Origin of the sequence: Mycolicibacterium aurum, from assembly GCF_900637195.1 — a bacterium.
Classification (GTDB): domain Bacteria; phylum Actinomycetota; class Actinomycetes; order Mycobacteriales; family Mycobacteriaceae; genus Mycobacterium; species Mycobacterium aurum.
Map to the genome: position 1 here is coordinate 4,439,067 of NZ_LR134356.1, position 21,193 is coordinate 4,460,259.

General features: G+C 67.6%; 24 protein-coding genes. 13 read left to right on the forward strand and 11 right to left on the reverse strand.

Features of this window, described 5'->3' with window-relative positions; all coding sequences use genetic code 11:
• Positions 1-54 precede the first annotated feature (54 nt).
• Complete coding sequence (locus EL337_RS20765; RefSeq protein WP_048633380.1) at positions 55-957, forward strand: AIM24 family protein; 903 nt, start codon at positions 55-57, stop codon at positions 955-957.
• 1 nt (position 958) lies between these two features.
• Here the strand turns inward: EL337_RS20765 and dtd are convergent, their stop codons facing one another.
• Both dtd and EL337_RS20775 read right to left on the reverse strand, forming a co-directional pair.
• Complete coding sequence (dtd, locus tag EL337_RS20770; RefSeq protein WP_048633381.1) at positions 959-1,390, reverse strand: D-aminoacyl-tRNA deacylase; 432 nt, start codon at positions 1,388-1,390, stop codon at positions 959-961.
• A 9-nt stretch (positions 1,391-1,399) separates the two neighbouring features.
• A complete protein-coding gene (locus EL337_RS20775) occupies positions 1,400-2,044 on the reverse strand; it encodes a DUF305 domain-containing protein (protein WP_048633495.1) in 645 nt (214 codons plus the stop codon).
• A gap of 78 nt (positions 2,045-2,122) precedes the next feature.
• Between EL337_RS20775 and EL337_RS20780 the strand changes: the two genes are divergently transcribed.
• The 3 genes from EL337_RS20780 to EL337_RS20785 are packed head-to-tail and all read left to right on the forward strand — an operon-like array spanning position 2,123 to position 4,687.
• Positions 2,123-2,329, forward strand: coding sequence for a heavy-metal-associated domain-containing protein (locus tag EL337_RS20780; protein WP_048633382.1), 207 nt, complete (start codon positions 2,123-2,125; stop codon positions 2,327-2,329).
• A gap of 1 nt (position 2,330) precedes the next feature.
• On the forward strand, positions 2,331-2,468 hold the full coding sequence (locus tag EL337_RS28775) for a hypothetical protein (protein WP_170216927.1): 138 nt from the start codon (positions 2,331-2,333) through the stop codon (positions 2,466-2,468).
• Positions 2,465-4,687, forward strand: a complete 2,223-nt coding sequence (locus EL337_RS20785; protein WP_048633383.1) for a heavy metal translocating P-type ATPase — start codon at positions 2,465-2,467, stop codon at positions 4,685-4,687. Before EL337_RS28775 ends, EL337_RS20785 begins: the two co-directional genes overlap by 4 nt.
• Here EL337_RS20785 and EL337_RS29305 read toward each other — a convergent pair whose 3' ends face one another.
• The 3 genes from EL337_RS29305 to EL337_RS20800 all read right to left on the reverse strand — a co-directional run bounded on the left by EL337_RS29305 (position 4,688) and on the right by EL337_RS20800 (position 7,403).
• Positions 4,688-5,260 (reverse strand): HNH endonuclease signature motif containing protein, encoded by a 573-nt coding sequence (locus EL337_RS29305; RefSeq protein WP_370737179.1) that lies wholly within the window; start codon positions 5,258-5,260, stop codon positions 4,688-4,690. It lies immediately after the preceding gene.
• On the reverse strand, positions 5,194-6,132 hold the full coding sequence (locus tag EL337_RS29310) for a DUF222 domain-containing protein (RefSeq protein ID WP_083443138.1): 939 nt from the start codon (positions 6,130-6,132) through the stop codon (positions 5,194-5,196). Before EL337_RS29310 ends, EL337_RS29305 begins: the two co-directional genes overlap by 67 nt.
• A gap of 134 nt (positions 6,133-6,266) precedes the next feature.
• A complete protein-coding gene (locus tag EL337_RS20800) occupies positions 6,267-7,403 on the reverse strand; it encodes an adenylate/guanylate cyclase domain-containing protein (protein ID WP_048633384.1) in 1,137 nt (378 codons plus the stop codon).
• Between the two features lie 24 nt (positions 7,404-7,427).
• Here EL337_RS20800 and EL337_RS20805 point away from each other — a divergent pair, with 24 nt between their 5' ends.
• Positions 7,428-7,934 carry a DNA-deoxyinosine glycosylase gene (locus EL337_RS20805; protein WP_048633496.1) on the forward strand — a complete coding sequence of 169 codons (507 nt, stop codon included), beginning with the start codon at positions 7,428-7,430 and terminating at the stop codon, positions 7,932-7,934.
• Here the strand turns inward: EL337_RS20805 and EL337_RS20810 are convergent.
• The gene (locus EL337_RS20810) at positions 7,909-8,748 is read right to left on the reverse strand and encodes an AraC family transcriptional regulator (protein WP_048633385.1); all 840 of its coding nucleotides are present in this window, start codon (positions 8,746-8,748) and stop codon (positions 7,909-7,911) included. The genes EL337_RS20805 and EL337_RS20810 overlap by 26 nt on opposite strands.
• Positions 8,749-8,775: 27 nt before the next feature.
• Here EL337_RS20810 and EL337_RS20815 point away from each other — a divergent pair, with 27 nt between their 5' ends.
• From EL337_RS20815 to EL337_RS20825, 3 genes are read left to right on the forward strand one after another with little or no spacing between them, the layout of a single operon-like run.
• Positions 8,776-9,249, forward strand: a complete 474-nt coding sequence (locus tag EL337_RS20815; RefSeq protein WP_048633386.1) for a VOC family protein — start codon at positions 8,776-8,778, stop codon at positions 9,247-9,249.
• 9 nt (positions 9,250-9,258) lie between these two features.
• Positions 9,259-9,696, forward strand: a complete 438-nt coding sequence (locus EL337_RS20820; protein WP_048633387.1) for an HIT family protein — start codon at positions 9,259-9,261, stop codon at positions 9,694-9,696.
• Positions 9,697-9,700: 4 nt separating this feature from the next.
• Positions 9,701-10,159, forward strand: a complete 459-nt coding sequence (locus EL337_RS20825; protein WP_048633388.1) for a nitroreductase family deazaflavin-dependent oxidoreductase — start codon at positions 9,701-9,703, stop codon at positions 10,157-10,159.
• On the opposite strand, the gene EL337_RS20830 is transcribed toward EL337_RS20825, so the two are convergent.
• Together EL337_RS20830 and EL337_RS20835 are read right to left on the reverse strand one after the other, a co-directional pair.
• Positions 10,156-11,205, reverse strand: coding sequence for an LLM class flavin-dependent oxidoreductase (locus tag EL337_RS20830; RefSeq protein WP_048633389.1), 1,050 nt, complete (start codon positions 11,203-11,205; stop codon positions 10,156-10,158). The genes EL337_RS20825 and EL337_RS20830 overlap by 4 nt on opposite strands.
• Positions 11,206-11,277: 72 nt before the next feature.
• Positions 11,278-12,126 carry a uracil-DNA glycosylase gene (locus EL337_RS20835; RefSeq protein ID WP_048633390.1) on the reverse strand — a complete coding sequence of 283 codons (849 nt, stop codon included), beginning with the start codon at positions 12,124-12,126 and terminating at the stop codon, positions 11,278-11,280.
• A gap of 112 nt (positions 12,127-12,238) precedes the next feature.
• Here EL337_RS20835 and EL337_RS20840 point away from each other — a divergent pair, with 112 nt between their 5' ends.
• Positions 12,239-12,919 (forward strand): sensor domain-containing protein, encoded by a 681-nt coding sequence (locus EL337_RS20840; protein WP_048633391.1) that lies wholly within the window; start codon positions 12,239-12,241, stop codon positions 12,917-12,919.
• 71 nt (positions 12,920-12,990) lie between these two features.
• Positions 12,991-14,262 carry a multidrug efflux MFS transporter Tap gene (locus tag EL337_RS20845; protein ID WP_048633392.1) on the forward strand — a complete coding sequence of 424 codons (1,272 nt, stop codon included), beginning with the start codon at positions 12,991-12,993 and terminating at the stop codon, positions 14,260-14,262.
• Here the strand turns inward: EL337_RS20845 and EL337_RS20850 are convergent.
• Complete coding sequence (locus EL337_RS20850) at positions 14,237-14,581, reverse strand: hypothetical protein (RefSeq protein WP_048633393.1); 345 nt, start codon at positions 14,579-14,581, stop codon at positions 14,237-14,239. The genes EL337_RS20845 and EL337_RS20850 overlap by 26 nt on opposite strands.
• 60 nt (positions 14,582-14,641) lie before the next feature.
• Between EL337_RS20850 and EL337_RS20855 the strand changes: the two genes are divergently transcribed.
• The 3 genes from EL337_RS20855 to EL337_RS20865 all read left to right on the forward strand — a co-directional run bounded on the left by EL337_RS20855 (position 14,642) and on the right by EL337_RS20865 (position 17,919).
• Entirely contained in the window at positions 14,642-16,003 is a 1,362-nt protein-coding gene (locus EL337_RS20855) for an FAD-binding oxidoreductase (protein ID WP_048633394.1), read from the forward strand.
• 84 nt (positions 16,004-16,087) lie between these two features.
• Positions 16,088-17,329 carry a cytochrome P450 gene (locus tag EL337_RS20860; protein WP_048633395.1) on the forward strand — a complete coding sequence of 414 codons (1,242 nt, stop codon included), beginning with the start codon at positions 16,088-16,090 and terminating at the stop codon, positions 17,327-17,329.
• Complete coding sequence (locus EL337_RS20865; RefSeq protein WP_048633396.1) at positions 17,329-17,919, forward strand: TetR/AcrR family transcriptional regulator; 591 nt, start codon at positions 17,329-17,331, stop codon at positions 17,917-17,919. Before EL337_RS20860 ends, EL337_RS20865 begins: the two co-directional genes overlap by 1 nt.
• A gap of 9 nt (positions 17,920-17,928) precedes the next feature.
• Here the strand turns inward: EL337_RS20865 and EL337_RS20870 are convergent, their stop codons facing one another.
• Together EL337_RS20870 and EL337_RS20875 are read right to left on the reverse strand one after the other, a co-directional pair.
• Positions 17,929-20,310 carry an arylsulfatase gene (locus tag EL337_RS20870; protein WP_048633397.1) on the reverse strand — a complete coding sequence of 794 codons (2,382 nt, stop codon included), beginning with the start codon at positions 20,308-20,310 and terminating at the stop codon, positions 17,929-17,931.
• A gap of 127 nt (positions 20,311-20,437) precedes the next feature.
• On the reverse strand, positions 20,438-21,154 hold the full coding sequence (locus EL337_RS20875) for a siderophore-interacting protein (RefSeq protein ID WP_048633398.1): 717 nt from the start codon (positions 21,152-21,154) through the stop codon (positions 20,438-20,440).
• Between the last annotated feature and the right edge of the window lie 39 nt (positions 21,155-21,193).

Sequence of the window (21,193 nt, forward strand, 5' to 3'; positions counted from 1 at the left end):
CGACGGCGCATAGGCTTGGAGCCGACGACTGCGACGACGGCAAAGGAGGCGGCGGTGACTGGACCGGGACAAGGAAATTGGCACCCTGACCCCGAGGGGCGCTTCGACTACCGATGGCACGACGGACAGCAGTGGACCGACCAGGTGTCCCACCACGGTCAGGTGCACAGCTCACCTCTCGGCGGCGGCCCCGGGCCGCAAGCGCAGGCGTCGCCCGCTCAGTACCAGCCGGAACAAGGACAAGCGCAGCATCAGGCGCAGCCGGTGCCCGGCGGGGCCGACGGATTCAGCGGCATCACCGGCGACCTCGTCGACGGACGGTTCAGCGAGAAGGAAGCCAAGCCGATCGCGAACCAGAACTCGAAGCTTCTTCGCGTGCGGTTGGGCGAACCGTTCATGGCGCGGCAGGGATCGATGGTCGCCTACCAGGGCAACGTCGACTTCGCGTTCGAAGGTGGCGGCGCGTCGAAGTTCCTCAAGAAAGCGCTCACCGGCGAAGGTTTGCCGTTGATGCGATGCCAGGGACAGGGCGACGTGTTCCTCGCCGAGCGGTCCTACGACGTTCACCTGCTGAACCTGAACAACTCGGGGTTGTCGATCAGCGGCAAGAACGTGCTGGCGTTCTCGTCGAGCCTGGACTGGAACATCGAGCGGGTCAAGGGCGGCAGCATGGTCGCCGGCGGACTGTTCAACACCACGCTGCGCGGCAGCGGATGGGTGGCGCTGACCACCGACGGTCCGCCGGTGGTCCTCAACGCGGCCGAGGCGCCGACGTTCGCGGACACCAACGCAGTCGTGGCGTGGTCGGCCAACCTGCAGACGCAGCTGAAGACCAGCTTCAAGGCCGGCGCGCTGATCGGTCGCGGCTCCGGTGAGGCGATGCAGGTGTCGTTCTACGGCAACGGATTCGTCATCGTGCAGCCCTCGGAGGGCATCCAGGTCGCGACGGCGCAGTAGGTCACAGCTCGAGAAGAACGGTCACCGGCCCGTCGTTGACCAGCTCGACTTTCATGTGGGCGCCGAAGGCACCGGTCGCCACCTCGGCGCCCAGTGCCGTGAGCGCGTCGGCAACTGCGTCCACCAGCGGCTCGGCGACAGCGCCAGGCGCGGCGGCGTTCCACGTCGGCCGTCTCCCCTTGGTGGTGTTGCCGTACAGCGTGAACTGACTGACCACCAGGATCGGCGCACCGATGTCACTTGCCGACTTCTCGTCGTCGAGAATCCGCAACTGCCAGAGCTTTTCGGCCAGTCGCTGCGCCTTGGCGGCATCGTCGTCGTGCGTCACGCCGACCAACGCGAGCAGCCCCTGACCCTGCGGGCTGATCTCGCCGACGGTCTCACCCGCCACCGTCACCCGCGCTGACGTGACCCGCTGCACCAGGATTCGCATGTCGCGAACCTACAGTGACCCCAGGATCCCCTTCATCGTGTCGATCTCGCGCTGCTGGGTCTCGATGATCTCGTGGGCGAGGTGCACGGCGTCCTCGGCCTGACCCTGGTCGACCTCGGTCTGCGCCATCGTCACCGCGCCTTCGTGATGCGCGATCATTCCGGTGAGGAACTGCCTGCTTGCATCGACACCCTCGGCTTGCCGGAGCTGACCGAGCTGCTCGTCGCTCATCATCCCCATCGCGGCGTGGTCGCCGCCCATGTCATGGCCCTCATGGCCGGACGCGGCCGGGGTGCCCCACTGGGTGAGCCACTGCTTCATGGTCGCAATCTCGGGGCCCTGCGCCGCCTTGATCTGGGTGGCGAGCTCGGTGACCCGCGGGTCGATGCCCTGTTTGGCCAGCACGATGTCACTCATCACGATGGCCTGTTCATGGTGCGGGATCATGTCGCGCGCGAAGGTGGCATCGGCCTCGTTATGGGCACCGTTGTGAGACTGCGCGCCGTCGGCAGACTGCGAGGTCGGCTCGTGCTCGTGGGTTCCGTGGTCGTGTTCTGCGGCCTCGGTCCCCACATCGCTGCACCCGGACAACACCAGCGCGAGGGTGGCCCCCACGGCGCCCGCCCCCGCCAGCAGACTGCGTTTCGACAACAACTCCATGCTCCCTTCCAAATCAATACCCTAGGGGGGTATGGTACCTAGTAGGTCACGCGACCACGGAGAGGAGTCCCCATGAGCACCACCACCATCACCGTCGAGGGTATGAGCTGCGGTGGATGCGCCAATTCCGTGCGCGCCGAGCTCACCGGCATCCCAGGCGTCGTCGAGGTCGACGTGGACGTCTCCAACGGTACGGTGACCATCGCCAGCGATGCCCCCGTCGACAGCGCCGCCATCCGGGCCGCCGTCGAAGAGGCCGGCTACACATTGGCCGGCTGACATGACGGCCGCCGCGAAGATCGCCGTATTCGTCGCCATGCTGGTCGTGGTGTTCGCGGCCGCCCTGTGGGTGGGCAACGCATTCGGACCCAATCCCGACATCGCGATTCCCCATCCGGTCACGGGTGGGCATCCGTGAACACTCTCGAGCTGTCCATCGGCGGGATGACATGCGCCTCGTGCGCCGCGCGGGTTGAGAAGAAGCTCAACAAGCTCGACGGCGTCATTGCGACCGTCAACTTCGCGACCGAGAAGGCGCGCGTCGAGTTCGGCGAGAACGTCTCCCCCGACCAGCTCGTCACGGCGGTGGAGTCGGCCGGTTACCACGCGGCACTGCCCGACCTCTCGAGCCACGACGCCGACGATGCCGACGGCGCACCGGATCCGACAGCGGCGCTGCGCCGCCGCCTGCTGATCTGCATCGCCCTGTCCGTTCCCGTCATCGCGATGGCGATGGCACCGGTACTGCAGTTCACGTACTGGCAGTGGCTGTCGTTGACCCTGGCTGCGCCGGTGGTGGTCTGGGGCGCATGGCCGTTCCATCAGGCGGCGTGGACGAACCTGCGGCATGCGAGTGCCACGATGGACACCCTGATCTCCGTCGGCACCCTGGCTGCATTCGGGTGGTCGATCTATGCGTTGTTCTGGGGCACCGCGGGCGTGCCGGGGATGACGCACCCGTTCGAGCTGACCATCGGACGCAGCGACGGCAGCGCCAACATCTACCTCGAAGCCGCGGCAGGGGTGACGACGTTCATCCTGGCCGGGCGATACTTCGAAGCACGGGCCAAGCGGCAGGCCGGTGCCGCGCTGCGGGCCTTGCTGGAACTCGGTGTCAAAGAGGTGACCGTCCGCCGAGCCGGTGCAGAGCACCGCATCCCGATCGACCAACTGGCCACCGGCGACGAGTTCATCGTGCGGCCCGGCGAGAAGATCGCGGCCGACGGCGTGGTCATCGAGGGTGCGTCGGCCGTCGACGCCTCGATGCTCACCGGCGAGTCGGTGCCTGCGGAGGTGCAGCAGGGCGACCAGGTGGTGGGCGCCACGGTGAACGTCGACGGTCGGCTGGTCGTGCGCGCCGAACGCGTGGGCAGCGATACGCAACTGGCACAGATGGCACGCATGGTCGAGGATGCGCAGAACGGGAAAGCCCAGGCGCAGCGGCTTGCCGACCGGATCTCGGCGGTGTTCGTCCCGATCGTGATCACGTTATCGGTGGCCACATTGGGATTCTGGATCGGCAGCGGCGCGTCGGTGGCTACCGCCTTCACCGCGGCGGTGGCGGTGCTCATCATCGCGTGCCCGTGCGCACTGGGGCTGGCGACACCGATGGCGCTGATGGTCGGTACCGGACGGGGCGCGCAGCTGGGGATCCTGATCAAGGGTCCCGAGATGTTGGAGTCCACGCGCCGAGTGGACACCGTGATCGTCGACAAGACCGGCACCGTGACCACCGGGAACATGACGCTGCTGGACGTGTTCGCCGTCGAGGGCGAACAGCCCGACGAGGTCCTGCGAGTGGCGGGTGCGCTGGAGAGTTCGTCGGAGCATCCGATCGCCCGGGCGATCACCGCCGGGGCACGGGACAAGCTCGGGGAGCTGCCGCCTGTCGCTGCGTTCACCAACCTGCGGGGGCTGGGCGTCGAGGGCCGTGTCGACGAGCGTGACGTGCTACTGGGAAGGATGCGGCTGCTGCGCGAGCGGTCGCTCGAGGTTCCCGACGAACTGGCGCACGCTGCAGCGCAGGCCGAGGCCGACGGCAGGACTGCAGTCGCGGTCGGTTGGGACGGGACGGCCCGCGGCGTCCTGATGGTGGCAGATGCGGTGAAACCGACTTCTGCTGAGGCTGTTTCGCTACTCAAGCGGCTGGGATTGACGCCGATCATGGTGACCGGCGACAACGAGGCGGTGGCCCGGACGGTCGCGACGCAGGTGGGTATCGACGAGGTGATCGCCGGGGTGCTGCCGCAGGACAAGGTCGATGCCGTCACGCGCCTGCAGGAGCAGGGCAAGGTTGTGGCGATGGTGGGTGACGGCGTGAACGATGCGGCGGCGCTGGCACAGGCCGACCTCGGGCTCGCTATGGGCAGCGGCACCGATGTGGCCATCGAGGCCAGCGATCTGACGCTGGTGAGCAATGACCTGCGAGCGGTGCCGGACGCGATTCGACTGTCCCGCAAGACGTTGAGCACCATCAAGAGCAACCTGTTCTGGGCGTTCGCGTACAACGTCGCCGCCCTTCCATTGGCCGCGGCCGGTCTGCTCAACCCGATGATCGCCGGCGCCGCAATGGCTTTCAGCTCGATATTTGTGGTGAGCAACAGCCTGCGCCTGCGCGGGTTCACGCCCTCGCGCTGATCACGGACCCTCGTCGTCTTCGGGCAGAAGGTATCGCTCGGGGTGGTGGTAACCGTTGACCCGATGCCGGCCTGTGTCCAGATCCGGTGGTGGTAGCCATTCGGTCTGGTTTCTCTTGTTTCTTCGAGTGCGCCACTCGGTCTTGTCGAGCATCCGATGGTCTTGGGGACACGCCAGGCTCATGTCGTCGACGTTGGTCTGGCCGCCGTCGTTCCAGTCATCGACGGCATGGTGACCTTGGCACCAGTATCCGGGTGCGGTACACCCTGGCCGTGTGCAGCCGCGATCACGCGCATGCAGCACGATCCGCTGGGCGGTGCTGGCGAGGCGCTTCGTCCTGGCCAGATACAGGGATTGGCCGGTGTGCTTGTCATAGATGTAGAGGTAGTGATGGGCCGGGGCTGCCATCCGGATGAGATCCGGGATCGGAATGAAGCTTCCACCGCCGGTGACTGCGACCCCGGCACCCTTCTCCAACTCCTGCAGCGTGGTCGAGACGATCACCGTCACCGGAAGCCCGTTGTGCCGGCCCAGTTCCCCGGATTCCAGGGCCCGGCACCCGAGCGCGAGCAGGGCGTCGTGCTGGCGCTGAGCTTGGGTGCGGAGATCAGATCCGCAAGGATCCGGGAGCGGATCGTGGTCCTCGGCTGACGGTGACGGTTCCTCGTCACCCTCCTGTCCGTCGTCCGCTGTTGGGCCGTCGCCCTCGGGCGCTGTGTCGTCACTCGCCGGCGGGAGGTGTCGTCGGGGATGTTCTGTCCTGGTGCGGCTTCCTTGGCGAAGACGGCTTCCATCACGGCTCGGCATCGGGCCGACACCCACCCCGAGAAACTGCTGTACCCATCGGGTTGTTGCGGCCCGAACCGCACGCCGCGCCTGTGGGCCGGCCCCTGCTCGCACGGCTCGGGTCCGTCCTGGTCGATCATGCTCCGCAGACGGTCGGCGCAGGCTCGGAGTTCCTCTGGGCTCAGTCCCGATCCCAGCTCGGCCAACTGGGCGTCGGCTTCTGCACGCGTGCCGACATCGACCCACGAGGGCAGTTTCTTGTGGAACTTGGCGATCACCGCAATATGGGCGGCATCCAGCACGCCGCGAGCCTGCGCGGCCGCGGTGGATTCCCACAGGGGTGCCAGCGGTTGGCCGGTCAATCCGCGGCGTGGGCCCAGGGTTTTCGCCCGCTTCAGCCGCTGCGCAGCGTCGGCGCCACTGACCCGCAACGCGGTGGTCAGCACCTTCTTCCAGCTCGCCTCACCCAGGCGGGCCGGTTCGGTTTCGGCGATCAACCGCGCCAACGCGCGCTGCTCCACCGCGGGCACCGAGCGCGTCACCGTGGCCAGCCCGGCCAGCAGCCCGATCAGCTCGCGATGGGACACCTCGTCGCAGGCCTTGGACAGGACGGCGAGGTGCTCGCCCATCCCGGCCACCGCCTCCGACACCACATCCACATATCGAACACTAGTTCGAACGACCGACACCTCGGCCCGAAGATGTGACCACAGAAACTCAAGTGACAGAAGAAAATTCAGAGGTTGGCGAGGCTACCGCCACCGGGGAGCACGCCGACGATTCCCGTCCGAGATCACCGGGGCGGCGCCTCTCGCGGCTCTGCTCGCCGCGCCCTGAACGCCTTCACATCCGGCTTGATCCCCTTCAGGTGTTTCGCGCCGGCGAACGACCACGTGAACCGGTCGTCGTCACCGATCGCTTCATGGGTGGCCTCGGCCACCAGCACGGATCCCGGACGTGCCGCACTGGTCACCCGAGCCGCAAGGTTCACCGGGCTGCCGAACCAGTCACCCTCGCGGCTCACCGCCATGCCGGTGGCGAGTCCGGCGCGCAGCCGAGGAAAGCCGTCGTCACTGTCGGTGGCCTCGATGAGGTCCAGCACTGCGTCGAGCAGCGGCGCCGGTTCGGAGCTGACGAGCATCACCTCGTCGCCGATGGTCTTGATGAAACGCACCGGCCCGGTGGCGACCTCGCGCGTGAGATCGGCCAGCCGCTGCGACAGCTGTTCGAGATCCTCCGGCGGTAGCGCCTCCCCCAGGCTGGTGAAGCCGACGAGATCGGCGAACCCGATCGTCACCAGCCGCGCGCCGGGCAGATGGTGGCCTTCCGCTCGCTCTATCGCGTTCACAGCCTCGGTCTCGATCGCATGGCGTAGCTGGAGCAGCAGCACCTCTTCGACCATCGGCCCCAGCAGCGGCGCGACGTTACCGACAAGCGTCTCGGATGCCTTTGCGATCTCCAATTCCGTGACACCAGGCTGCATTACGGCGGCCAGCGCCGCGTAGCGCATCGCCTCAGCGGCACGGGCCAGCCCCTCGCCGAGCAGGCGGGCGATCTTGACGAGTTCGTCGGCGTCGATACCGACGGCCAGGATCTCGCGGGTGAACTTCGCCGCTTCGGCGTCGGCGCGCAGAAACACCTCGGCGTCCGGATCGTCGACCCTGGGCAACCCCATCGCCCGCTGAATTCGCTCGAACAACTCGAGATCGACGCCGGCCTTGCGCGCGGCCTGCCGGGCCGACACGTAGATGCCGTCGTCACCGATGACGCGTCGAGACCCCAGCAGCATCGGTGCCGGGGTACCGCGGATCTGCTCGACGCCGACGCCTCGTGCCAGAAGCCAGCGGATCAGCTCGGCACGCTCGGCGCGCGCTTCTCCGTCAAGGCCGTCCAGCAGCCCGGATGCTTCGAGATCGACGTCGTCGGCCACGTGCCCAACGTATACGGTCGCCAGATGACGTCGGCAACGCTGGAGAGCTTCCCGCCGCTCGTCGCCGCAGGCGCGCGGATTCTCATCCTCGGCAACATGCCCGGCGTCGCATCACTCGAGGCGCGGCAGTACTACGCGCACCCGCGCAACGCCTTCTGGCCCATCACCGGCGCACTGTTCGGCGTCGATCCCGGCGCGCCCTACAGCGCGCGCGTCGCCGCGCTGACGGCAGCGGGGGTCGCGGTGTGGGATGTACTGAAGCACTGCCGCCGGATCGGCAGCCTGGATGCCTCCGTAGAACCAGACAGCATGGTGCCCAACGACTTCGACGCGTTTTTCGCGGCCCATCCCGGAATCACACATGTCTACTTCAACGGCGCCGCGGCGGAGAAGAACTACCGTCGCCTGGTCATCGCAGGTGGCGCGCTATGCTACCGCCGGCTGCCGTCGACCAGTCCGGCGCACACCGCGCGGTACGACGCCAAACTGGCCGCGTGGCGGCAGATCACGTCCGACGCTGCCCGTACGTAGCGGCATACTCCCCCGGCGTGCATCCGAGCATCGCGCGAAAGTCGTTGATGAAGTGCGCCTGGTCATACCACCCCAGCCGGATCGCGAGATCGGCGTGGTCGACACCCGGGTCGGTCTCGATCGCCAGCGCGGCGTTCTGCAGCCGGTACCGGCACAGCACCCACTTCACGGGCACCCCGACGTAACGCCGGAACACCCGCTGTGTGGTGCGCGCGCTCCACGGCGAGTGGCTCATCACCTGATCGACGCGATGGACGCCGGCGTCGTCGCGGATCCGGTCGACCAGGCGCGTCAGTGCAACATAGCTGCCGTCGGGTTGACCGCCCTGCCCGATCAGGCGGTCCAGCCGCGAGGCCGCGGCATCGACGTCGTCGGGAAAACGAACGGGCACCCCGAAAAGGCCCTCGTCCACCGGCACGATGCGACCGGTCATCGCCGACGCGTCACCGCCGAACCTCGCGGTGTAGCCCCCGGGCAGAAAACGTGCCCCGACCACCCACCCGCGCTCGCGGATCGTGGTCCGGAACACCCGCTCGACGACCCCGTGCACGAGCGTGGAGGGCAGCGGAAAGCCGTGTCTGACACCGTCATCGCCCCACTCGTGGGTCAGATGCATCGCCGGGAACGTGATGACGGCGCTGTCGAACGGCTCCTGCCCCCGCAGGTCCCAGGTGACGGACCAGAAGTACTCGACGTACCGCGCGGTGTCCCCGACGGCGGGCATGCGTGTCAGGTCGAAGGCGGACGTGCTGGCCGGGCGCCCGACCACCCCGCGCAGCGGCTCGCCGCCTGTCGCGTTTTTCCAAGCGCCCACCGTGACAAGGCTACGAAACTCGGGGGCATGACTGATGCACCCATCCCCGCCGGATACACCAGCCTGACCCCGTTCCTGTGCGTCGACGGCGCAGCGGCGGCGGTCGACTTCTACGCCACGGTGTTCGGCGCCACCGTGGTCGAGAAGATGGACGGCCCCGACGGCACCGTCGCCCACGCCGAGCTGGATTTCGGCTCCGGCCGCCTGCAACTCGGCGACCCCGCCGACGCCTACAAGATCGCCGCGCCCGACGCAGGCGCGGACGTCGTCACCCATTCGATCGCGCTGTACTGCGGTGACGTCGACGACGTCGTGGCCAAGGCCGAGAAGGCCGGCGCGACTGTCCGGGAGGCGCCGCAGGATTTCCCGACCGGTGACCGGTTCGCGTCCCTGCGCGACCCGTTCGGGATCCGGTGGACGGTGATGACGCGCGTCGAGGACGTCACCGCCGAGGAGCGGGACCGGCGGCTGAGCGAATGGGCTGCGCAGAACGTGAACTAGCGTGGCGGCATGTCCTGCGTGTTCTGCGCCATCGTCGCCGGTGACGCCCCTGCCATCCGGATCTACGAGGACGACGACTTCCTCGCTCTCCTCGACATCCGACCCTTCACCAGGGGCCACACCCTCGTGATCCCCAAGGTCCACACCGTCGACCTCACCGACACGCCCGGAGAGACCGTGGCGCAGATGGCCGTCATCGGCCAGCGCATCGCCAAGGCGGCACGCGCGTCGGGCCTGCACGCCGACGGCAACAACATCGCCATCAACGACGGCAAGTCCGCGTTCCAGTCGGTGTTCCACATCCACCTGCATGTGGTCCCCCGCCGCGACGGCGACAAGCTGTCGTTCGCCAAGGGGATGCTGGTGCGCCGGGACTCCGACCGCGAGGAAACCGGACGGCTGCTGCGCGAGGCACTGGCGCATGTGGACAGCGCGGAGAAGGATTGAGCGCATGGGCGTTGCACTGTGGCTTGAGCAGAATGTCGGCTACCGGATATTGATGCTCCACGACAAGCTGTACAAGAGCACCGGCGGGCGCATCGGCCACCGCATTCCCCTGCCCGGCGTCGCCCCCAGCCTCCTGCTGCATACCGTGGGGGCCAAAACCGGCCGGCAGCGGACGAACACGCTGTCGTACTTCCCCGACGGCGGCAGCTACTACGTCGTCGCGTCCAAGGGCGGGGACCCTAAAGCGCCGGGCTGGTACCACAACCTCAAAGCCAACCCTGACGTCGAAATCAACCTCGGCCCACAGCGTCTGGCCGTCACAGCCACGCCCTTGCTGCCTGGCGACCCTGACTATGCGCGGCTGTGGACGCTGGTCAACGAGGGCAACTCGCACCGCTACGAGGGCTACCAGAAGCGGACCACACGGCCCATTCCGGTGGTGCGGCTGACGCCGAAGGCCTAGAACAGCTCCTTGGCCAACAGCTCCAGCGTGGTTTCGCGGGCCGGCGAGGTGGCCGGGTCGACTCCGCGGTAGGCCGCGGCCACCGGGTGCACCATCACTTCGTCGACACCGAAGTGCTCTGCGAGGTCACGCACCTGGTCGGCGGCCTCCGCCGGCGACCCGACGACGGCCTGACGCACACCGGCCTCGATGACGGCCTGGGCCCGCGGCCCGAGGTCCAGCGCTTCGGCGTCCTCGACGAGGTCGAGCGCCACCAGCGGCTGCCCGGTGCGCAACCGCGCCATCATCTGCAGGTTCGGCAGCAGCAGACGCATTGCCTCGTCGTGGGTTTCGGCGACGACCGCGTTGACGGTCAGGAACGTCACGGGTTCGGGTGTCAGCTCACTGGGCACGAAGTTGTCGCGGTAGTACTGCAGCGCCTCTTCGGTGCCCTGCCCGGCGAAGTGATGCGCGAAGACGTAGGGCAGCCCCTTGGCCGCAGCAAGGCGCGCCGAGTACATCGACGAGCCCAGCAGCCAGAGCCTCGGTTCGGTGACCGCGGCGGGCGTGGCCTTGAGGATGTAGTTGTCGCGCATCAGGTCGCGGGGCAGCGGCACCCGCACGCCCTTGCTGCTCATCAGCGCCATGACGTCGTCGAGGTACTCGGGGAACTGCTCGATGTCGCGGTCGTCGCGTCCCGCAGGCCCGCGCAGCGCCATCGACGTGACCGGATCCGAGCCAGGCGCCCGTCCGATGCCCAGATCGATGCGCCCGGGGTGCGCGGCCTCCAGAAGTGCGAACTGCTCGGCGACGGCCAGAGGTGCGTGGTTGGGCAGCATCACGCCGCCGGAGCCCAGCCGCAGCGACGACGTGTGCGCGGCGAGGTGAGCGATCAGCACGGGCGGGCTGGTGGCCGCGACCGCGGGCATGTTGTGGTGCTCGGCGATCCAGTACCGGGTGTATCCGAGCCGGTCGGCGGCCTGCGCCAGCAACGTGGTGGCGGCCAGCGCATCGGAGGTGCTCTGGTCGGAGCGCACGGGGACGAGATCGAGGACAGAAAGACGCATTGACAGTGCAACGCCTCGGGGCCGCGATCCGTTCCCGGTTTCGGCGTGGTTGCCGTCGCTCATGGGCAACCGTCAGGCCGACATCGCGCGGGCGGTCGCGAAGATGTCGTCCATCATCGCGGGGGTGAGCCTGCCGGTGAAGGTGTTCTGCTGGCTGGGGTGGAAACAGCCGAGCAATTCGACGTCACCGCGCGGCGTCGTCAGCGTGGCGGTCGCACCGTGGCCGAATTTCGGCGCGGGTGTGCCCACCGACCCGCCGTTCCTGCGGACCAGTGCCAGGGCCACCTGCCACGCGAACCCTCCCAACGCGACGATGACGCGCACGTCGGCGCCGGTCAACCGCCACTCCGCGTCCAGCCACGGGGCACAGGCCGTCCGCTCCGCAGGCGTCGGCGCATTCTCCGGCGGCGCGCACCGCACCGCGGCGGCCACCCGAATGTCGTTGAGCTGCAAGCCGTCTGCGCTGTCGGTGCAGGTGGCCTGGTTCGCCAGCCCGCTGCGGTGCAGCGAGGCGAACAGGAAATCACCCGAGCGGTCGCCGGTGAACACCCTGCCGGTGCGGTTGGCGCCGTGTGCCGCGGGTGCCAGCCCGACGACCAGAATCCGGGGCTGCTCCGAGCCGAAGCCGGGCGCCGGCCTGCCCCAGTAAGGCTGGTCGGCGTAGGACTTGCGCTTGACCGCTGCAGCCTCCTCACGCCACTGCACCAACCGCGGGCACGCACGGCACACCGACACCTCGGCGTCGAGCTGCTTGAGACTTCTGGCCGATGCCGCCATCTCGGTCACCTCCGCGGGCGTCGCCGCCACCGCGGTGCGTCGCGTCGCCGGATCACCGGGCCAACCGCTGCCCGGCCGCACCGGGGTGTCGAACGCACCGCCGATGCGTGGGTGCGGCAGCTGAGGGCGGGACCGACTCACCATTCGTTACCAAGAAGCACGGTTCATCGTTACCACGAAACGCCGTTTCCCTCAGTCGAAGACCGACGCCGCTGGCTCACCATTGAGCGCGGAGGGTTTTCGATTGGGGACACACATGCGGCGAGCAAAAGCAGCAATTCTCGGCATCTGCATCCTGGTCACCGGGTGCGGCAACATCAGTAGCGCGGACACGGCGCCGCCGCCGAGCCGCACGTTGATCCCGCGGCCGCTGGTGGAACGGGAGCTGGGTGAATTGCTCGTGGCCCCCGAACAGGTGGCTGCGGCGATGGGGGTGCCGGCGATGACGGCCATCGAGGCACAGACCTCGATGTCGGACAACAGCGCGATCATGGCACCGCCGGAATGCCTGGCGATCGACGGCGCCGCCGAACTGCAGGTCTACGCCAACAGCGGCTACCTGGCCGAACGCGATCAGAGCCTCAACGACGGCGAAGGCTGGAAAACCTACGTGAAGCAGTCGGTCGTGCTGTTTCCGTATCTGGAGAAGGCCGCCGAGTTCTTCGACGCCTCCGTCGAGCAGTGGCCCTCGTGCCATGAGTACTCCCACACGCAGAGCGGTTCACAGTGGTCGGTCGGCGAGATCGTCACCGCGGACCGCACGCTGAGCACCGTCGCCACCCAACGGGATGCGGCGGCTCCGGGCTGGGGATGCGGGCGCGCGCTGGTGCAGCGCAACAACGTGATCGTCGACGTCAACACGTGTAGCGCCAACCCGGCCGGGTCGGCGTTGACCATCGCCCAGCAGGTTGCCGCCAACGTCGACGCGCACTGGTAGGGCCGGACAGCCGGAAACGAAAAGAGGTCGTTCCGCCGCCGCCCGCGCTGCTACATTCGCCGCGATATCCCATGACGCAACCGACGGCGACCGCGGGCAGACGCACCCCGCTGCTCCTGATCATGTTCGCGGCGCTGATGGCCGGTGCGGGCAACGGCATCTCGATCGTCGCGTTCCCGTGGCTGGTGCTGCAGCGCAACGGCTCAGCCCTCGATGCCTCGATCGTCGCGATGGCGGGCACGCTGCCCCTGCTGGCCGCGACCGTGCTCGCCGGGGCCGCCGTGGATTTCCTGGGCCGCAGGCGGGTCTCGATGATCTCCGACACGCTGTCGGCCCTGTCCGTGGCCGCGGTGCCGGTGCTCGCGCTGATATTCGGGGCGCACGTGATCAACGTCGCGGTACTGGCCGGGCTGGCGGCGCTCGGCGCGTTCTTCGATCCGGCGGGGATGACAGCGCGGGAGACGATGCTGCCGGAGGCCGCCCAGCGCGCCGGCTGGACACTCGACCACGCGAACTCGGTCTACGAAGCCATCTTCAACCTGGCCTACATCGTCGGTCCCGGCATCGGCGGACTGCTGATCGCGACCCTCGGCGGCATCGACACCATGTGGGTGACCGCCGGTGCGTTCGTCCTGTCGATCGTCGCGATCGGCGTGCTTCGACTGGAGGGCGCGGGCAAGCCCGACCCGTCGGCGATGTCCGCCGGTGTATGGGCGGGGATCGTCGAAGGTCTGCGCTTCGTGTGGAACTCCAAGGTGCTGCGGACGTTGGCGTTCGTGGATCTGGCGGCGACCGGGCTGTACATGCCGATGGAAAGCGTGCTGTTCCCGAAGTACTTCACCGACCGCAACGAGCCCGCGCAGCTCGGCTGGGTGTTGATGGCGCTGAGTATCGGCGGCCTGGTCGGTGCGCTCGGGTATGCCGTGATGTCGAAGTACATGAAGCGACGCACCGTCATGCTGACCGCCGTGCTGACCCTGGGGGTGGCGATGACGGTGATCGCGTTCCTACCGCCGCTGCCCGTCATCCTGCTGCTGTGCGTGGTCGTCGGCTTCGTCTACGGACCGATCGCACCGATCTACAACTACGTGATGCAGACCCGCGCGCCGCAGCATCTGCGCGGACGCGTGGTCGGGGTGATGGGGTCGCTGGCGTACGCCGCGGGCCCGCTCGGGCTGATCCTGGCCGGCCCGCTCGCCGACGCCAGCGGGTTGCACGCCACATTCCTGGCGCTGTCGCTGCCGATGCTGGCCCTTGGTGTCGCGGCGGTGTTCATGCCTGCGCTACGGGACCTGGACAGCCCGCCGGGCGACGGGGCTAGAGCGGACTCAGGTATTCCTTGAGGAACCGGCCGACGGCGCGCAACCAGCGGCGGCGGGCGGTCTGCGACATGTCCTCGACCAGATCGAGATCGGCGATGACGTAACCGCCGTCGGCCCGGTACCACATACCGGCCATACACAATTCGATGGCCGCCATCGTCGTCACCCGTCCGGGTGCGATCGCGTCGAGGCGATCATCCGGCACGAACGCCGGGTACGTCGATCCGATCCGGTCCGCGACGGCGCGCACATGGATCTCCAGCGCGAGGGTCGACAACAGCGCCGACCGCTCCCTGTTCTGCAATGTCTTCATCTGGGCGAAGACCACACTGTCCCGCATGCCACGAAGAATAGCCGTAACACGGCCGTAACATGAATTTGCCCGCCCTACACTGGCGTTGTGCAGCAGCTGGCGAGCCTGATCACCGAATTGCCCGACGGCACCGTCGTCACCGATCCGGACATCCTGGAGTCCTACCGGTTCGACCGGGCGGCCGATCCGGGTGCCGGCACCCCGATCGCCGTCGTCCGGCCGCGCCGCACCGAAGAGGTCCAGGCGGTACTGCGGTGGGCCACCACCCACCGGATCGCCGTGGTGCCACGTGGCATGGGCACCGGATTATCCGGTGGCGCAACAGCACTCGATGGCGGCATCGTGCTGAGCACCGAGAAGATGCGCGACATCTCGGTGGACCCGATCACCCGCACCGCCGTCGTCCAGCCCGGCCTGCTCAACGCCGAGGTGAAGAAGGCCGTCGCCGAGTACGGCCTGTGGTACCCGCCCGACCCGTCGTCGTATGAGATCTGCAGCATCGGCGGCAACATCGCCACCAATGCCGGCGGGCTGTGCTGCGTGAAGTACGGGGTCACCACCGATTACGTGCTGGGGCTGCAGGTGGTGCTGGCTGACGGCACCGCGGTGCGGCTCGGCGGCCCGCGGCTCAAAGACGTCGCCGGGCTGTCGCTGACCAAGCTCTTCGTCGGCAGCGAGGGCACCCTCGGCGTGGTCACGGAGGTCACCCTGAAGCTCTTGCCCGCCCAGACCGGTGCGTGCACCGTCGTCGCGACGTTCGACTCCGTCGAGGACGCCGCCAACGCCGTCGTCGCGATCACCGGCAAGATCCGGCCGTCGATGCTGGAGTTCATGGACTCGGCGGCGATCAACGCCGTCGAGGACAAGTTGAAGATGGGGCTGGACCGCCACGCCGCCGCCATGATGGTCGCCGCGTCCGACGATCGAGGTCCGGCCGGCGCGCAGGATGCCGAGTTCATGGCTGCGGTGTTCACCGAACACGCTGCGAAGGAAGTCTTTTCGACGTCCGACCCCGAGGAAGGTGAGGCGTTTGTCGCCGCCCGCCGCTTCGCGATCCCCGCGGTGGAGGCCAAGGGCTCACTCCTACTCGAGGACGTCGGGGTTCCCCTGCCCGCGCTGGCCGAACTCGTCGCAGGGGTGGGCAAGATCGCGGCCAACCGGGACGTGATGATCTCGGTGATCGCCCACGCCGGGGACGGAAACACCCACCCGCTGATCGTGTTCGACCCCGCCGACGCCGACATGGAGCAGCGGGCCCAACAGGCTTTCGGCGAGATCATGGACCTCGCGGTCGGGCTGGGCGGGACGATCACCGGCGAGCACGGCGTCGGGCGGCTCAAACGCCCGTGGCTGGCCGGTCAGCTGGGTCCGGAGGCGATGGAACTGAACCGGCGGATCAAGACCGCGCTCGACCCGGACGGGATCCTCAACCCCGGCGCGGCGATCTGACGCCGATCTCCGGCGAGGTCACCCTCCATCGCGTCACCACGCGACATCATTGACATCTTCCGTCAGTTGTCCTACGAATAAGACATGATCGCAGTTTTGTCTCAGGAGTTGCCCGCCCGGTTCGAACTGGCCGACGCGTCGACCTGGGCCGACCCGTGGCCGATGTACCGGTCGCTGCGCGATCACGACCCCGTGCACCACGTCGTGCCGGCCGACAAGCCCGACCATGACTACTACGTGCTGTCCCGGCACGCCGATATCTGGGCCGCCGCGCGGGACCACCAGACGTTCTCGTCGGCGCAGGGCCTGACCGTCAACTACGGCGAGCTGGACCTCATCGGGCTCGCCGACAACCCGCCGATGGTGATGCAGGATCCGCCCGTGCACACCGAGTTCCGCAAGCTGGTGGCCCGCGGATTCACCCCTCGGCAGGTGGAGGCCGTCGAGCCCAAGGTCCGCGAGTACGTGATCGAGCGGATCGACGCGCTACGGGCCAACGGTGGCGGCGACATCGTCGCCGAACTCTTCAAGCCGCTGCCGTCGATGGTCGTGGCGCACTACCTCGGCGTACCCGAGGCCGACCGCGGCAAGTTCGACGGCTGGACCGACGCGATCGTCGCCGCCAACACCGCCGAAGGTGGAATCGGTGGAGCGCTCGGGACTGTCGGCGATGCGCTGGGCGAGATGATGGCGTACTTCACCGCGCTCATCGAACTCCGCAGGGCCGAACCCGAGGATGACACGGTGTCCCATCTGGTGGCCGCAGGTGTCGGCGCCGACGGCGATGTCGCCGGGGTGCTGTCGGTGCTGGCGTTCACGTTCACAATGGTCACCGGCGGCAACGACACCACCACCGGCATGCTCGGCGGCGCCGTCCAACTACTGCACCAGCGGCCGGATCAACGGCAATTGCTGGTGCGCGACCCCGGGCTGATCGGCGACGCCGTCGACGAGCTCCTGCGATTGACGTCGCCGGTACAGATGTTGGGGCGCACGGTGACCCGGGACGTCACGATCGGCGACACCCGGATTCCCGAGGGCCGCCGGGCGATGCTCCTGTACGGGTCGGGCAACCGGGACGAGCGCCACTACGGCGACGACGCGGGCGAGCTCGACATCACCCGCAAGCCGCGGAACATCCTGACCTTCAGCCACGGCGCACACCACTGCCTCGGCGCGGCTGCGGCGCGAATGCAGTCGCGGGTCGCGCTGACCGAATTACTCTCCCGCATTCCGGATTTCGAGGTCGACGAATCCGGGATCACCTGGGCCGGCGGCAGCTACGTGCGCCGGCCGGTGTCGGTGCCGTTCCGGGTGACGCACTGATGGCGGGCGACTGGCTGGCGGGACGCCGCACCGAGGTGGCCGCCGACCGCATTCTGGACGCGGCGGGTGAGCTGTTCGCCGCCCAGCCCGCCGCCACGGTCGGCATGCACGAGATCGCCGCGGCAGCAGGCTGTTCCCGCGCAACCCTGTACCGGTACTTCGAGAACCGGGAAGCGCTGTACACGGCGTACGTGCACCGGGAGAGCTACCGGCTCTACCGCGAGATGACCGAGCAGATCATGTCGTTCGACGATCCGCGAGAGCGGCTGATCGAAGGCATGGTGTCGTCCCTGCGCAACGTGCGTGAAAGTCCGGCACTGGCATCGTGGTTCGCCACCGCCCAACGGCCCATCGGCGCGGAGATGGCCGAGGAGTCCGAGGTAATCAAGGCCTTGACGGAGGCGTTCGTCATCTCCCTCGGGCCTGACGACGCCGACCTGGTCGCCCATCGCGCGCGCTGGCTGGTGCGCGTCATGACCTCGCTGATGTTGTTCCCCGGCCACGACGAAGCCGACGAGCGCAGCATGCTCGAAGAGTTCGTCGTCCCGATCGTGCTACCGAAGCGCTCGGCCGATCACGGCGCGCAGTGAGTCTGCGCCCTACTGCCGGGCCATCGAGATGGTCATCTTGTCCTGCGGCGTGATGAGGTGGTCGTGGGCGTCGTCACCGACGTCGATCCTCACCCAGTCGATGGTGCCCGTGAAGCGATTGCCGTGCGGGCCATAGTCCGGTGAGGTCGGCGAGCCGGTGTCGGACCCGACGTCGCAGGCCTCGTCGGCGGAGAACGCCATCGGTTCGGTCCGCTCGACTCGCCCTGTCCCGACGGGCTTTCCGTCGCAATAGAGCGTGACAGTGCCACCTTTGGCCAAACCGCCGCCGTCGTAAGCGAATTCGAAGCCGACGTGATGCTGCCCCGGCGGAATCGGTTGATCGGCCGTGACGTAGTAGTAGTCGATGCCGAAGAAGTTGTAGCAGTACTTCAGCCGGTTCTCGTGGGTGTACAGGCACCAGCCGCCCACGCCGCCACCCTGGCTGACGATGACACCCTTGGCGCCGTCATCCGGAACCGAGATCATCGCCGTCACCGAATGCGAGCGGTTCTTGATGTTCAGCACGCAGTTCTCCAGCAGCCGCATGCCGGAGAACAGCATCTGCGTGGTTCCCTTGATCAACTGCGGCCTGCCGGCGATGCCGGAATCGAAACGCTCGAACGAGCGATCGTCGATCGGCACCACGTTGTACTTGACCGCCTCGATCAGCCAAAGTCGTTGCAGGTCAGCGAGCTTCTCGGGATGCTCGGCCGCGAGGTCGTGGGCCTGCGTCCAGTCGTCGGGGGCGTAGAGCTCCCAGACGTCCTCCTCGAGGGTCGGATGCTGGACGAGCCACGGCGTGCGATGCTTGGTGACCGCGGTCCAGCCCTTGTGGTAGATGCCCCGGTTGCCGAACATCTCGAAGTACTGCACGGTGTGCGTTTCCTCCGCGTCGCGGCTGCGCAACGTGGGCATCATGCTGACCCCCTCGAGCGGGGCCTGCTGGATGCTGTTCACCACCGTGGGGGCAGGCAGGTTCGCGGCCTCGAGGATCGTCGGCACCACGTCGATGACGTGGTGGAACTGATCGCGTGTCTCACCTTTGGCCGTAATCCCTTTCGGCCAGTGGACGATTGTCCCGTTACGCGTGCCACCCCAGTGGGACGCGACCTGCTTGGTCCACTGATACGGTCCGCACAGCGCGTGCGCCCACCCGACGGCGTAGTGGTTGTACGCGGCGGGGGTCCCGAAGTCGTCGATCTTCGACAGCAGGAACTCCGTGGTCTCGATGCCCGCCAGGCCGTTCAGTGTGCACATCTCGTTGAAACAGCCGTTCGGCGTGCCTTCGGCCGACGCACCGTTGTCGCCGATGATGTAGTAGATCAGCGTGTTGTCGAGGACCCCGAGATCGTCGATCGCGTCGACCACCCGGCCGACCTCGTAGTCGGTCTGCTCGAGGAAGCCGGCGTAGATCTCCATCTGCCGGGCGAGCACAGGTTTCAGTTCGGCGGGCATGTCGTCCCACGCCGGGATCTCGTCGTGGCGTGCGGTCAACTCCGCATTCTCGGGGACGACGCCCAGCGCTTTCTGCTTGGGCAGCATGGTCTCCCGCAGGACGTCCCACCCGTCGTCGAACTTGCCGCGGTACTTGTCCGACCACTCCTTGGGCACATGGTGGGGCGCGTGCGTGGCGCCCGGCGCGAAGTACATGAAGAACGGCTTGTCCGGTGCCAATGCCTTCTGCTGGCGTACCCAGGTGATCGCGCGATCGGCCAGATCCTCGGTGAGCGTGTAGCCCTCCTCCGGCGTCTTCTCCGGTTCGACAGGTGTGGTGCCCTCGTACAGGCCCGGGTAGTACTGGTTGGCTTCTCCCCCGATGAATCCGTAGAAGTGCTCGAAGCCAGATCCCGTGGGCCACTGCCCGAACGGCCCGACCGGTGAGACCTCCCACACCGGCACCTCGTGGCACTTGCCGAACTGGCTGGTCGAGTACCCGTTCAGGCGCAGCGTTTCGGCAACGGGAGCTTTGTCCTTCGGCCGGATGCTGGAGTAGCCCGGCGCCGATGTGGCGATCTCGGTGACCCCACCCATCCCTACCGAGTGATGATTGCGCCCGGTCAGCAGAGCCTGACGGGTGGGCGAGCACAGGGCCGTGGTGTGGAACCTGTTGAGCTTCACACCATTGGCCGCGAGCCGCTCCGCGGTCGGCGTATTGCACGGACCGCCGAAGGCCGAGCTGGCGCCGAAGCCCACGTCGTCGAGGAGAACGATCAGGATATTGGGAGCGCCTTCGGGCGGCCGCAGCATCGTGATGGGCGGATACGTGGTATCGGGATCTCTGGCGTCGTAGGTGGTCAACCCGACGTGCTGCGGGTCAGGAATCGGAAGAATGTTGCGCGCGACATCATTCGAACCTGCTGACGTTGGACCCTGAGCTGATGATTCAGACAAGGCTGTCCTCTCGACCTGAGAGCCACACTTCTTGGGCTCTGCGGAGGCAAGAATAGGCCGTGCACTCACCGAGTGCCGGATATTGACACGGTCGACGATCACACGTCACCGCGTCGTCACCGTCCCGCTACGCCACCCAGTAGGCCTGCGCCTTGACCGACTTTCGCGGAATCTTGAAGTCCTCCCGCAACACCTTGGCGACCTCGCGTGTGGTGCGGTTGTCGCACGCCACCCAACCGAAGTGGTCGGACGCATCGAAGGCGGCCGAGCCGACCGCCGCGACCAGCGCGGCACCGGCGTCCTCACGCTCCACCCACGTCACGTCGGCACTGCGGCGCACCGGCAGCTGCCTGTCGTCGTCGTGCGCAGCTTCGAGGAAGATCTGCGCAGGCGTATCACCGATGGCGTCGAGCAGCGAGTTGATGGCCGGCAGCGAGGCCGTGTCACCCACGATCACGTAACCGGCCGGCGCCGGCTCCGGCAGCGAGAAGTTGCTGCCGAGCACCGTGGCCTCGATCGTGTCCCCGGGCTCGGCCAGCTGCGCCCAGCGCGACGCGATGCCGTCGTGCAAGGCGAACTCGACGTCGACCGTGCCGTTGGCGGGATCGGGGTCGACCAGCGTGTATCCCCGCTGGTGCAGCTTCTCGCCGTCGGTGAACCACATCCTGATCCACATGGTGGGGTGCAGCGTCCGGCCCGCAAGCAGTTCGTCCGCCTGGAAGCTCAACCTCAGGTAATGGGGGGTGACCTGGGTGCGTCCGGTCACGGTGAGTTCGTAGTCGCCCGCCCGCATCAGCTTGAGCACCGCACCGGCGAAGCCACGCGAGCGCTTGGTGTCCGACATGGACTCATCACCTCTTCCGTGCAATTAGTTAGGTCAGCT

Coding starts and splice junctions, on each gene's coding strand:
- EL337_RS20815 (WP_048633386.1), top strand. CDS start 8,776: ATGACTGATGCACCCATCCCCGCCGGATACACCAGCCTGACCCCGTTC.
- EL337_RS28775 (WP_170216927.1), top strand. CDS start 2,331: ATGACGGCCGCCGCGAAGATCGCCGTATTCGTCGCCATGCTGGTCGTG.
- EL337_RS20820 (WP_048633387.1), top strand. CDS start 9,259: ATGTCCTGCGTGTTCTGCGCCATCGTCGCCGGTGACGCCCCTGCCATC.
- EL337_RS20875 (WP_048633398.1), bottom strand. CDS start 21,154: ATGTCGGACACCAAGCGCTCGCGTGGCTTCGCCGGTGCGGTGCTCAAG.
- EL337_RS20865 (WP_048633396.1), top strand. CDS start 17,329: ATGGCGGGCGACTGGCTGGCGGGACGCCGCACCGAGGTGGCCGCCGAC.
- EL337_RS20780 (WP_048633382.1), top strand. CDS start 2,123: ATGAGCACCACCACCATCACCGTCGAGGGTATGAGCTGCGGTGGATGC.
- EL337_RS20845 (WP_048633392.1), top strand. CDS start 12,991: ATGACGCAACCGACGGCGACCGCGGGCAGACGCACCCCGCTGCTCCTG.
- EL337_RS20805 (WP_048633496.1), top strand. CDS start 7,428: ATGACGTCGGCAACGCTGGAGAGCTTCCCGCCGCTCGTCGCCGCAGGC.
- EL337_RS20850 (WP_048633393.1), bottom strand. CDS start 14,581: ATGCGGGACAGTGTGGTCTTCGCCCAGATGAAGACATTGCAGAACAGG.
- dtd (WP_048633381.1), bottom strand. CDS start 1,390: ATGCGAATCCTGGTGCAGCGGGTCACGTCAGCGCGGGTGACGGTGGCG.
- EL337_RS20830 (WP_048633389.1), bottom strand. CDS start 11,205: ATGCGTCTTTCTGTCCTCGATCTCGTCCCCGTGCGCTCCGACCAGAGC.
- EL337_RS20860 (WP_048633395.1), top strand. CDS start 16,088: ATGATCGCAGTTTTGTCTCAGGAGTTGCCCGCCCGGTTCGAACTGGCC.
- EL337_RS20825 (WP_048633388.1), top strand. CDS start 9,701: ATGGGCGTTGCACTGTGGCTTGAGCAGAATGTCGGCTACCGGATATTG.
- EL337_RS20840 (WP_048633391.1), top strand. CDS start 12,239: ATGCGGCGAGCAAAAGCAGCAATTCTCGGCATCTGCATCCTGGTCACC.
- EL337_RS20835 (WP_048633390.1), bottom strand. CDS start 12,126: ATGGTGAGTCGGTCCCGCCCTCAGCTGCCGCACCCACGCATCGGCGGT.